This window comes from Cognatishimia activa, assembly GCF_017798205.1.
Lineage (GTDB): Bacteria > Pseudomonadota > Alphaproteobacteria > Rhodobacterales > Rhodobacteraceae > Cognatishimia > Cognatishimia activa_A.
In genome coordinates, this window is the sequence record NZ_CP060010.1 from 1597495 (window position 1) to 1609836 (window position 12342).

Annotated in this window: 10 protein-coding genes; 6 read left to right on the forward strand and 4 right to left on the reverse strand. The window is 56.9% G+C overall.

The genetic code is table 11. The annotated features are described in order from the left end of the window. Positions 1-18: 18 nt before the first annotated feature. Positions 19-201 (forward strand): zinc-finger domain-containing protein, encoded by a 183-nt coding sequence (locus HZ995_RS07725; RefSeq protein ID WP_209358080.1) that lies wholly within the window; start codon positions 19-21, stop codon positions 199-201. Between the two features lie 7 nt (positions 202-208). Here HZ995_RS07725 and HZ995_RS07730 read toward each other — a convergent pair whose 3' ends face one another. Continuing rightward, positions 209-868, reverse strand: a complete 660-nt coding sequence (locus HZ995_RS07730; RefSeq protein WP_209358081.1) for a histidine phosphatase family protein — start codon at positions 866-868, stop codon at positions 209-211. Between the two features lie 213 nt (positions 869-1081). On the opposite strand from HZ995_RS07730, the gene fdhF reads away from it, so the two are divergent. Next, positions 1082-3856, forward strand: a complete 2775-nt coding sequence (gene fdhF / locus HZ995_RS07735; protein ID WP_209358082.1) for a formate dehydrogenase subunit alpha — start codon at positions 1082-1084, stop codon at positions 3854-3856. A 58-nt stretch (positions 3857-3914) separates the two neighbouring features. Here the strand turns inward: fdhF and HZ995_RS07740 are convergent, their stop codons facing one another. The 3 genes from HZ995_RS07740 to HZ995_RS07750 form a co-directional block, all read right to left on the reverse strand. Further along, positions 3915-4160 (reverse strand): WGR domain-containing protein, encoded by a 246-nt coding sequence (locus tag HZ995_RS07740; protein WP_209358083.1) that lies wholly within the window; start codon positions 4158-4160, stop codon positions 3915-3917. A 354-nt stretch (positions 4161-4514) separates the two neighbouring features. Continuing rightward, complete coding sequence (locus tag HZ995_RS07745; protein WP_209358084.1) at positions 4515-5219, reverse strand: response regulator transcription factor; 705 nt, start codon at positions 5217-5219, stop codon at positions 4515-4517. Next, positions 5216-7141 carry a hybrid sensor histidine kinase/response regulator gene (locus HZ995_RS07750; protein WP_245168785.1) on the reverse strand — a complete coding sequence of 642 codons (1926 nt, stop codon included), beginning with the start codon at positions 7139-7141 and terminating at the stop codon, positions 5216-5218. Before HZ995_RS07750 ends, HZ995_RS07745 begins: the two co-directional genes overlap by 4 nt. 195 nt (positions 7142-7336) lie before the next feature. Here HZ995_RS07750 and HZ995_RS07755 point away from each other — a divergent pair, with 195 nt between their 5' ends. The 4 genes from HZ995_RS07755 to HZ995_RS07770 all read left to right on the forward strand — a co-directional run bounded on the left by HZ995_RS07755 (position 7337) and on the right by HZ995_RS07770 (position 12296). Beyond that, positions 7337-9310 carry an AMP-binding protein gene (locus HZ995_RS07755; RefSeq protein ID WP_245168786.1) on the forward strand — a complete coding sequence of 658 codons (1974 nt, stop codon included), beginning with the start codon at positions 7337-7339 and terminating at the stop codon, positions 9308-9310. A gap of 12 nt (positions 9311-9322) precedes the next feature. Continuing rightward, positions 9323-10141: an ABC transporter ATP-binding protein gene (locus HZ995_RS07760; RefSeq protein ID WP_209358085.1), complete on the forward strand. Its 819-nt coding sequence runs from the start codon at positions 9323-9325 to the stop codon at positions 10139-10141. 89 nt (positions 10142-10230) lie between these two features. Then, on the forward strand, positions 10231-11217 hold the full coding sequence (locus HZ995_RS07765; protein WP_209358086.1) for a branched-chain amino acid ABC transporter permease: 987 nt from the start codon (positions 10231-10233) through the stop codon (positions 11215-11217). Positions 11218-11219: 2 nt separating this feature from the next. Continuing rightward, entirely contained in the window at positions 11220-12296 is a 1077-nt protein-coding gene (locus tag HZ995_RS07770; RefSeq protein ID WP_209358087.1) for a branched-chain amino acid ABC transporter permease, read from the forward strand. The last annotated feature ends 46 nt before the right edge of the window (positions 12297-12342 follow it).

Here is a 12342-nt window from a genome sequence, read left to right on the forward strand (position 1 = left end):
AGCCAAAGGATCTAGACGATGACCACTGACGCGCCTGAAACCATCATCGTGGACAGCTATCGTGTGGCTTGTGACGGTGGAGACGGTGCCTTGGGCCATCCGCGCGTCTATCTGACGATCCCGCGCGAAGTTGGCTATGTGGTCTGCCCTTACTGCGGTCGCAAATATGTGCATCGCGACTTTGCGGACAAACTGGCCTAAGCCACCCTTACAGATGCGTTAAAGCGTGGCGTCTCTCTGGTGTGTCTAGATGGGGGACGCTATTGAATTGCGTCAACAATTGCCGTCCCATGAAAGCCTGCCAATTGTGTAGCGACGTATTGTGGATCGCCAGACACATCTGTGCCCAAGCCGGGGTGTTCAACGCCAAAGTGGTTCGCAATACCGTGCTTATCAAACCACCGGATGTCACAACCAAAGCCGGGCCGTCACCGCTCGCTATATCCTGAATCACCGCATCCACCCGCGCGGCAAAATCCGCGAAAGGCTCGGCAATATCTTCTAGCTCGTCTGCCGCCCATGCCGCGAGCACGCGCTCCAACTGCATCGCGAAGCCTTCGCGTGTCATAGGCACCGGTTCGCCGGTTTGACGCTCATAGGACTGAGCCAAAGAAAAATACGGGAACTCGTTAAGACGTGCGTCGATCTGCAGCGATCCATATTGCTCAGCCCCCATGCCCTGCGCGGTTTCCTGATGGCGCCGCATGGAGCCACAATAGACCCGCGTGAAATGCTGTCCCGTGTCGCGCAGATAGGCGCCGAGCCAAGCCGCCTGTTGATGCCCAAGATCCGACAGCCGATCATAGCTTTCTTCATCCCGTGCACTCGAGTTCGCCTGCCCATGGCGCACCAACATCATCTGGCTCATATTTGCCCCGCTTTCTTTTTGAAGACCGACATGTAGGGCAGGCCAAAGGCTGCGAAAAGTGAATTTTCTGTAAAGATGGTTGTGTGCCTATCGGAAACCTGCGTTGCATTTCAAATTCACCCTTGGCGCAAAACGCATCTCGGCTGTCGGTTAAAGCGTCTAGGCAGGTGCGGATTTTGGGCTACTGTGTCGTGGAATCTAAGGAGACCCAGCATGTCCGATCGTATACGTTTCACATTGGATGGCCAGGAAGTTGAGGCTGACAAGGGCCTTACGATCTGGGAGATCGCGCATGGTCGCGGTCTGGTGATCCCGCATCTGTGTCACAAGCCGCAGCCTGGGTACCGTCCCGACGGCAATTGCCGGGCTTGTATGGTCGAGATCGAAGGCGAGCGTGTTCTGGCGGCGTCTTGTATTCGTGAACCCTCTGAGGGCATGGTTGTTCACACCAACACCGCGCGGGCGGAAAGCGCGCGCAAGATGGTTGTTGAGATGCTGGTCGCCGATCAGCCCGAGCGCGAAGAGAGCCATGATAAATCCAGCCACCTCTGGGATATGGCGGATCTCAATGGCGTCTCTGAGTCCCGTTTCCCGAAGCTTGAAGAGGGCCGCATTCCGCTTTTGGACGACAGCCATGTCGCGATGAGCGTGAACCTTGATGCCTGTATCTCCTGCGGCCTCTGCGTGCGTGCTTGTCGCGAAGTTCAGGTGAATGACGTGATCGGCATGGCTGGACGTGGCCACGACGCTTATCCGACCTTTGACATCGCTGACCCGATGGGGGACTCAACCTGTGTGGCCTGCGGCGAATGTGTTCAGGCCTGCCCGACGGGGGCTCTGATGCCAGCCACGGTGGTCGATGAGAACCAAGTCGGCGACCGCAAGGATTTTGACACGGAAACTGAGTCCGTCTGCCCGTTTTGTGGCGTTGGCTGTAAGGTCAGCCTCAAGGTCAAAGACAATAAGGTCAAATACGTCGAGGGCATCAACGGCCCTGCCAACGAAGGCCGCCTTTGCGTGAAGGGCCGCTTTGGCTTTGACTATATCCACCATAAACACCGCCTGACCGTGCCGCTGATCCGCCGTGACGATGCGCCCGCCAAGGGCTTGAACGTAGACCCCGGCGATCTGTCGACCCATTTCCGCGAAGCCACGTGGGAAGAGGCGATGGATCTGGCCGCCAAGGGCCTGATCAAGCTGCGCGATGAGGATCCTAAGTCCGTCGCAGGTTTTGGCTCGGCCAAATGCACCAACGAAGAGGCGTATCTCTTCCAGAAGTTCATCCGCCAGGGATTCAAACACAACAACGTCGATCACTGCACGCGGCTTTGTCACGCGTCTTCAGTGGCGGCCTTGATCGAGAACGTCGGCTCTGGCGCCGTCACCGCGACCTTCAACGAGGTCAAGAACTCGGATGTGGCCATCGTCATCGGTGCGAACCCGATTGAGAACCACCCGGTGGCAGCGACCTACTTCAAACAGTTCACCAAGCGCGGTGGCAAGCTCATCGTGATGGATCCGCGCGGCGTCGGCCTGCGCCGCTTTGCCGACGAGATGCTGCAATTCCGCCCGGGGGCCGATGTGGCGATGCTCAATTCGATCATGAATGTGATCGTCGAAGAAGAGCTTTATGACAGCCAATACATCCACCGTTGGACCGAGAACTGGGACGCCGAGAAAGCCCACCTCAAGGACTTTACGCCTGAGGCGATGGAAAAGATCTCGGGCATTGATCCCGAGCAAATCCGCCGCGTGGCGCGCACCTTCGCGAAGGCCAAAGCAGGTATCATCTTTTGGGGTATGGGCGTCAGCCAGCACATCCACGGCACGGACAATTCCCGCTGCCTCATTAGCCTCGCGCTGATGACCGGCAACGTTGGCAAACCCGGCGCAGGTCTGCACCCGCTGCGCGGCCAGAACAACGTACAAGGCGCCTCTGACGCGGGCCTGATCCCGATGTTCCTGCCGGACTACCAGACGGTGACCAGCGACGATGTGCGGCGCAGCTTCACCGATGTCTGGGGCGGCGGAGACTTCAGCAATGAAAAAGGCCTCACCGTGACCGAGATCGTCGATCAGGTCTACGCGGGCAACATCAAAGGCATGTATATCCAGGGTGAGAACCCCGCGATGTCAGACCCTGATGTCGAACACGCACGCGACGCTTTCGCGAAGCTCGATCTGATGATCGTGCAGGATATCTTCCTGACGGAAACCGCGAACTACGCCGACATCATCCTGCCGGCTTCTGCCCTCTATGAGAAGAACGGCACGGTCTCCAACACCAACCGCCAAGTCCAGCGGGTGCGCCCTGCGGTGACGCCTCCGGGTGAGGCGCGTGAGGATTGGGCCATCACAGTTGAGCTCGGCCAGCGCATTGGTCTGCCGTGGGAGTACAAAGACGTCTCTGAAGTCTTTGCCGAGATGAAGCTCAATATGAAATCCTTGGACAATATCACCTGGGAGCGTCTGGAAACTGAAACCGTCACCTACCCATCGCTCTCCCCGGAAGATCCCGGTCAGGCGATTGTCTTTGGCGATGGCTTCCCCCGCGAAGACGGCCGCGCGCGGTTCACCCCTGCCGCTGTGATCCCACCGGATGAAGCGCCAGATGCGGACTTCCCGATGATCATGACCACGGGCCGTCAGCTCGAACATTGGCACACAGGGTCGATGACCCGCCGCTCTCTGGTGCTCGATCACGTAGAGCCTGAAGCAAACTGCTCGCTGCACCCCAAGACGCTGCGCCGTCTGGGCATCCAGCCGGGCGAGATGCTGCGCCTTTCGACCCGTCGCGGCTCCATCGAGATCATGGCGCGTGCGGATCGGGCAATTGCCGAGGACATGGTCTTTGTGCCCTTCGCCTATGTCGAAGCCGCCGCCAACGTGCTCACCAACCCGGCCATCGACCCCTATGGCAAAATCCCAGAGTTCAAATTCGCCGCCGTCAAAGTCGAGAAAATCGACCAGCAAATCGCCGCGGAATAACCGGTTTCATCTTGCCGAAAATACTCCCGCCGGAGGCATCCCCTCTGGCGGGAGTCAACTACATTTGCCAGCTAAGAGCGTCTTCCTGATACCCCCGCTGAACCGCGTCTTCGCGAAGCCCGTCGGCCAGTTGAGAGGCTTCGCGAAGGTTGGCAAAGCTTTGGGATGTCCTGTGTTTTAGCCCACCGACGACACCCCATTCGCAGATCACGGCAACATCATCAAAAAGATCATAAGCGATCTCGACGCGATAGAAACGCGGCGGGCTTGAGGGGAGGTGTCTATACAGGAAGCACTCTGCCATAGGTTGTTTATGGCATGTGTTTACGTGCGAATCAACAAATAGTTGTGATGATAGGGTTGTCGCCTAAATATAGACATCTTCACTGCTGATTGTGGTGCGCTTCGACAAGGGCGGGTTTTCCAAAAAGAGCCCCCGTGGCGTCTGACCCGCACACGGGGGAGTGGGAGTGTGATGTGAATTGCACGCGCGCTTCTCAGTCAGGTCACCGATGAAACGCTGCAAAACCCTGAAGTGATACCCAGGAAGAGATGGTATCTGAAACTCCTGCCTCAAACATATCCCGTTTAGGGCGAGTTGTCTATATATTGTGGGTGGAAGGTATTCCCTACCGCTTATATTGCGTGGTTCCAACGGTCAAACCCAAGACACATCGCCCAGAAAGATATAGCCGGCTCCGTAGATCGTCTTGATAAGTCGCGGATTTTTCGGATCTTCTTGCAGTTTCGTCCGCAGTCGGCTGATCCGCACATCCATCGCCCGATCAAAGCTTTCGCCCGCAGCGCCGCCCAAGGTTTCCTGCATCTGCGCGCGGTTGATCAAACGTTTGGGGCTGTCCAGAAACAACCGCAACACCTCGCCTTCTGCGTGACTAAAGGTGGTTTCTTCCCCTAGCTGATCTTCTAGCACATAGCGATCAAAATGCGCGGTCCAGCCGTTAAATTTCGCTGTGTTCGAGCTGTTGAGCGGTTGTGCGCGGTCTTTGCGCAGGCGGGCTCGCACGCGGGCCACCACTTCGGCAGGGTCGAAAGGCTTGGTGATATAGTCATCGGCCCCCAGCTCTAATCCGGTAACCCGATCCTGAACCTGCGCGCGGCCAGAAATGATAATGACAGCAGCCCCCAGTTCCAACGCCAGCCGATGCACGAGCGTCAGTCCGTCCTTGTCAGGCAGGCTCAGATCAACGAGGCAAACATCAGGCGTCACCCGCCGCAAGGCGGCTTCAAACTCGGTTGCACGGCCAAAGCCCATAGTTTGAAAACCGGCCTCTTCCAAAGCGTCCGAAAGGACCTGACGCACGCCGGCTTCATCATCGAGAATTGTAATCAATGGGGCGCTCATTCTGAGTCCTCGGCATTCAAGAAGTTGGCCAGATCCTTGGCGACGAAAGGTTTGCGCAGCACGGGAGCTAAGGCAGCAGCGCGCACGTAGAGAGGATCATCTTCGGGCAGGCTGGTCATCAAGAACAAGGGCAACGATCCATTGACGTTACGTGCCAAATCCACGCCGGTCGCCACGCCTTCAAGTTTGATATCGGACAAGACCAGCGAGATGTCAGGGACGTTTTCCAACAAGGCCAAGGCCTCTTCGACGATGGCGGTTTCGATCACCGTGTGGCCCTGTTCGGTCAACATCTCCCGGATCGCGCCGCGCAGATCTGGGTTGTCCTCGACCAAGAGCACAAGCCCTGGAGCCTCCGCCCCGCGCGCCCACCGCAATGGCAGGCGGATCGAGACGGCGGCGCCTTCGCCGGTGTTGGATAGGCGGACATCGCCACCCATGAGTTTGGCCATATCATAGACCATCGGAAGGCCAAGGCCTGAGCCCTCCGAGCCTTTGGTGGTGAAGAATGGATCTAGCCCTTTGGCTAAGGCCTCTTCGCTGAACCCGGGTCCGTCGTCGCGCACTTCGAGCCTGAGCCAGATGTCCTGCACAACATCGACGGTCAGAGTGATTTGCCCAACGCCATTCAGCGCGTCGCGCGAGTTTAGAATGAGATTCAAAAGGCTGTCTTGTATCACGCCCGCATCCAGCAAAAGCGCGCGGTTGGGCACATAGTTCTTAACCATCAGGCTGACCTGACCATCGAGCGCAGGTTTCGCCAAGCTTTGCAGGTTCAGCAAAAGATCGCGGATCTGATGGCGCGCGAGTTTCGGGGCGCGTTGACCGGTCATATCCGCAAGTTGGTTGAGCAAGGTGCCTCCGCGCCGTGCCGCCGTCAAAGTCGTGTCCACAAGCTCGCTGGCCGCCCCATCAAGGTCCATTTTTTCAAGCTTGCTCTGCGTGCCGAGAATGATGGTCAGCAGATTTGAGAAATCATGCGCCAAACCGCTGGTCATCTGCGCCGCCAATTCGCGGCGACGTGTTTGTTGCAGAGCGGCGCGTGTCTGGGCTTCTTGGGTGATATCCATCGACAGGATGTAAACGCCCCGCCGCTCGGCCGCTTCTCCGTCAGGGGTCAGGGCGACGCGGATGCGACGTTGGCTGTCTTGATCGGTGAATTCAAAGACCGACGGGTCCCCGCCGAAAGCCGTCTCGAGATGCGGCTCAAGGCGCGCGTATGCGGATTCGCCGAGCGTCTCATTGATCAACGTGCCTACAATATTGCGCGGCCGACCGGGCATGACTGACGACAGTCGCCTGTTTGAATAGGTATAGCGATAGTCAGGGCCCACGTGTGCAATATGGGCGGGCATCATTTCGGTGGTGAGACGCATGCGGGCCTCAGAATCGGAAACCAACCGTTTGGCCTCTTCCAAAGCAATGACCGTGCTTTCAAGCTTGCGGTTCGCGCTGGCCAGATCTTCGGAGTATTTGAGCAATGTCTCCGAGAGTTCCTCGGATCTGCCGCGCAACAACTCTTCCTGCCGCTTCACGTTCGTGATGTCAGTATAGACGGCCACCCATCCGCCATCGGGCAGAGGAGAGCCCTCGACGCTGATCCAGCGCCCGTCTTCGCGCTCGCGTTCCATGTAATGCGGCTCAAAGGCAAGCGCGCGCTCGACGCGCTCTTTCACGAGCGTTTCGATGTCCTCCACGTCGCCATATTCACCGCGTGTCGCGATAACCCGAATGGTTTCCTCAAAGCTCGCGCCGGGGCGCATCAGGTGATCCGGGATCTCGAACATCTCGCGAAACCGCTCGTTGGCCACCACAAGTCGCAGCTCGCTGTCATAGATGGACAGAGCCTGTTTGATCAGGTTCAGACCAGCCATTGTCATGGCTTGAATAACGGTTTGCGATAGTCCTGATCGAGGTGTCATGGTCCGTCTCCTTCCCTAGGGCTAGCACCGGGACGGCTGGGTCGAAAAGGGAATAATGTCGGCTGTTACAATTCGTAAGGATTGAGAAATGTTCAGGAAAAAGTTGACGGTTTAGTTTTCTCTATCGCCTAATGGATGTGAGGAATCGCTTTCAGGGCGGTGGACCTGCGCAAGCAGGCTCAGGGAGGAAAAAATTTGACACAGCTGTCGCAAGCGACGCAGGGATTGGCTTCGGTCCCGGCGCTCTTGAACCGTAATGTCGCGCAATTCGGCGACAAACCGGCCTATCGTGAAAAAGAATTCGGGATCTGGCAAAGCTGGACCTGGGCGGAAACCGCTGACGAGATCGAAGCGCTTGCGCTTGGGTTTCTCGAGATGGGCGTGTCCGAGGGCGATTTCATCGCGATCATCGGACGCAATCGCCCATATTTCTATTGGACCATGGTGGCGGCTCAATCAGTTGGGGCCGTGCCGGTTCCGGTCTATCAGGACTCCGCTGCCGAAGAGATGGCCTATGTCCTGGGCCATTGCGGCGCGAAATATGTCGTGGCCGAGGATCAAGAGCAGGTCGACAAAGTCATCGATGTTCAGGACCAACTGAGCGACTTTGATCAGATGGTCTACCTGGATCCACGCGGCATGCGAAAATACGACCACAGTAAGCTGCATCAGTTCAGCAAGCTGCAAGAACAAGGCCGCGCTGCGAAAGCGAAACATGCCGCCGAGTTGAAAGCGCGCAGCGAAAAGCTGACCTACGACAGCACCTGCGTGATGCTCTATACCTCGGGCACCACCGGCAAGCCTAAGGGCGTGGTGCTGAGCAATCGCAATATCATTGAGAGCGCGAAAAACGCCTGCGAGTTCGATAAACTCGGCCCGGACGAGGAAATTCTCGCCTATCTGCCGATGGCTTGGGTTGGCGACTTTATCTTCTCGATCGGTCAGGCCTATTGGAGCGGGTTCTGCACGAACTGCCCGGAAAGTGCCGACACGATGATGACCGATCTGCGCGAGATCGGGCCCACCTATTACTTTGCCCCGCCACGTGTGTTTGAGAACCAGTTGACCAACGTCATGATCCGTATGGAGGACGCTGGGCGGTTCAAGCGCTGGCTGTTCAAACGCTATATGGAGCACGCTAAGAAGGTTGGTGGCAAAATTCTGGATGGAGAGCCCGTCGGCGCGATGGACCGGCTGCAATACGCCATCGGCAACGCGCTGGTGTATGGCCCCTTGAAGGACACGCTGGGCTTTGGCCGCGTCCGTGTCGGCTATACGGCGGGGGAGGCGATTGGACCGGAGATTTTCGAATTCTACCGCTCCTTGGGCATTAACCTGAAACAGCTTTATGGCCAGACCGAGGCCTCGGTGTTCATCACTCTACAGCCCGATGGCGAGGTCCGCGCAGACACGGTCGGCGTGCCTGCACCCGATGTTGAGATCAAGATCGACGATAAGGGCGAGATCTTCTACCGCTCGCCGGGTGTCTTTGTGGAGTACTACAAGAACGCAGACTCCACGGCCTCGACCAAAGACGGTGAGGGCTGGGTCGCGACGGGTGACGCTGGTTTCTTTGAAGAAAAGACGGGGCATTTGCGGATCATCGACCGTGCGAAAGACGTGGGTCAGATGGCCGATGGTGCAATGTTTGCCCCGAAATATGTCGAGAACAAACTGAAGTTCTACCCAGACATTCTGGAAGCTGTTTTGTTTGGAAACGGCAAGGACCGCTGTGTAGCCTTCATCAACATCGACCTGACGGCGGTCGGCAACTGGGCCGAGCGTAACAACATCGCCTATGCCTCATATCAGGAATTGGCGGGTCATCCGCGGGTTCTGGATACGATCCAGCAACATGTTGAAACCGTGAATAAATCTGTTGCCGAAGACCCGATGCTCTCTGGTTGTCAGATCCACCGTTTCCTCGTGCTGCATAAAGAACTCGACGCCGACGACGGCGAAATGACCCGCACCCGCAAGGTGCGCCGTGTGATCGTGGCGGATAAGTTCAACGACCTGGTCACCGCGCTCTATGACGGCAGTTCCGAGGTCTCGACCACAACGGAAGTGACCTATGAGGACGGCCGCAAGGGGTCCATCAGCGCGACCTTGCAATTGCGCGATGCGGCTGTGGTGCCCACGGCGGCGCAAAAAGTGGCTGCGGAATAAGGAAAGACAGAGATGCTAGACAATTCCGACAGCTACGTCACCGAGGACGGCCGCACCATTGGCGGCGTGGTGATGGAGATGAAAAACATCACTCTGCGCTTTGGCGGCGTGGTGGCGATCAAGGATATTTCCTTTGATATTCGTGAGGGCGAAATCCGCGCGATTATCGGGCCGAACGGGGCGGGGAAGTCCTCGATGCTGAACGTGATCTCGGGCTTTTATAACCCGCAGGAAGGTGACGTTTATTATAAAGGTGCGCTGCGCCCGCCGATGAAACCTTATCAGGTGGCGCAACAGGGCATAGCGCGGACATTCCAGAACATTGCGTTGTTTGAGGGCATGACCGTTCTCGACAACATCATGACAGGTCGTTTGAACCACATGAAGGCGGGGCTTTTTGCGCAGGCAATCTGGAAGGGCAAGGCTGAGGCCGAAGAGGTCGCGAACCGCGAAGTCGTCGAAAAGATCATCGACTTCCTCGAGATTCAATCCATCCGCAAAACGCCTGTTGGCCGCTTGCCCTATGGTCTGAAGAAACGCGTAGAACTTGCGCGTGCTTTGGCGGCTGAGCCTTCTATCCTGCTGCTGGATGAGCCAATGGCGGGGATGAACGTCGAAGAAAAAGAGGACATGAGCCGCTTTATCCTCGATGTGAACGATGAATTTGGTACGACGATTGCGCTGATCGAACACGACATGGGCGTTGTGATGGACCTGAGCGACCGCGTGGTCGTGATGGATTATGGCAAAAAGATCGGTGACGGCACGCCCGATGAAGTGCGCAGCAATCAGGCGGTGATCGACGCTTATCTGGGGGTATCACATGACTGATCTCACCCGCTGCCAAACGGAGTTTTTCAAAAACTCCGCGCCGAATTCTTTCAAAGAATTCGAACACTTGACCTCAAAGGGAGGCGCTTATGTCTGATACCTTTATCTTTGGCATGGAAGTCTTCCTCAATGGCCTTATGGCCGGGGTGCTTTATGCTCTTGTCGCGCTGGGCTTTGTCTTGATCTACAAAGCCTCGGGCATCTTTAACTACGCTCAGGGTGTTATGGCGCTTTTCGCCGCGATGACTTTGGTGGGCATCATGGAAGGCCGAGTGCCCTTTAGCCACCTGATCAATGCGATCTTTGGCACCCATATCCATCATTTTGGCTGGCATTTGCCCGCGGTGTTTGGCATCGCTTTCACCGTCGCCGTCATGGCAGCTTTTGCCTGGTGCGTGCAAAAGTTCATCTTCCGCCATCTCGTGGGTCAGGAACCGATCATCCTTTTCATGGCGACCATTGGTCTTGCCTATTTCCTCGAAGGATTTGGCGACTTGATGTGGGGCTCTGACATTAAGAAACTCGATGTGGGTCTGCCCCAAGGCATCAACCTGTTGATTGATGAGACCACCTATGGCTGGTTCGGCTATGGCTTCTTTATCGACAACCTCGATCTTGTGGCGACGGTGATTGCAGCGCTCCTCGTGATCTCGCTAATCATCTTTGCGCAATACACCAAACAGGGGCGTGCAATGCGCGCTGTGGCGGATGATCACCAAGCCGCGCTGTCCGTGGGCATCTCGCTCAACTTCATCTGGGTCATGGTCTGGACGCTCGCAGGGTTCGTCGCGCTGGTCGCAGGCATCATGTGGGGCACCAAATCGGGAGTGCAGTTTTCGCTGTCACTGATTGCTCTCAAAGCCCTTCCAGTTCTGATGCTCGGCGGCTTTACTTCGATCCCCGGAGCCATCGTGGGTGGTCTGATCATCGGCGTCGGTGAAAAGATGTTTGAATTCCTCGTCGGCCCACTGGTGGGCGGCGCAACAGAGAACTGGTTCGCCTATGTACTGGCGCTTTTGTTCCTCGTCTTTAGGCCACAAGGCCTCTTTGGCGAAAAAATCATCGAGAGGGTCTGAGCATGTTCTATCGCGAAGCCGGTGACTTCAAAACCACCTATAAAGACGACAACCAGACCTTTCCGATCAAGTTTGATCGCTATCGGTACTACGCGGTGATGTTCGCAGCCTTTGCGGTCATTCCTTTCCTGATCAACGACTATTGGGTCAACGCGATCTTTCTGCCGTTCCTGATCTATGCGATTGCGGCACTTGGGCTGAACATCCTCGTAGGCTATTGCGGGCAGGTCAGCCTCGGGACCGGCGGGTTCATGGCTGTGGGCGCTTACGCGTGCTACAAGCTGATGACCGGATTTCCCGAAATCAACCTGTTCTTCCACATCATCATCTCGGGCGGGATTACGGCCTTCGTCTGTGTCCTCTTTGGCTTGCCATCCCTGCGGATCAAGGGCTTCTACCTCGCGGTGGCAACGCTGGCGGCACAGTTCTTCCTTGTGTGGCTCTTTAACCGCGTGCCGTGGTTCTACAATTACTCGGCCTCTGGTCAGATCAACTCGCCAGAACGCAGCCTTTTTGACATCACCATCACCGGTCCAAATGCGGACGCTTGGGCGAAATACCTCTTCTGCCTCGTGTTCCTAACCGTGCTAGCCCTGATTGCCCGCAATCTGACGCGCGGCACAATTGGCCGGACCTGGATGGCAATCCGCGACATGGATATTGCCGCCGAAATCATCGGGGTGAACCCGCTGAAAGCCAAGATCTCGGCCTTTGCGATCTCGGGCTTCTTTGTCGGGGTATCGGGCGCGCTGTTCTTCTCGGTCTATCTGGGCGCGGTTGAGGTCGGCGAAGTCTTTGGCATCAACAAAAGCTTCCTTGTCCTCTTTATGATTATCATCGGCGGCCTGGGATCCATCTTTGGCAGTTTTGCCGGTGCGGCTTTCCTTGTCCTGCTGCCCGTCCTTTTGAAAAACGTGCTGGTGGGCGGCCTGGGCTGGCCAACCGACCTCGCAGCACATCTCGAATTCCTGATCATCGGAGCACTGATTGTGATCTTCTTGATCGCGGAACCCCATGGCCTCGCGCAACTCTGGCGCGTTGCCAAGGAGAAACTACGGCTCTGGCCCTTCCCTCACTAAGAGGGGCCAAGCTGACAAGGCGGGCCAACCCGCCACCTAATCATGG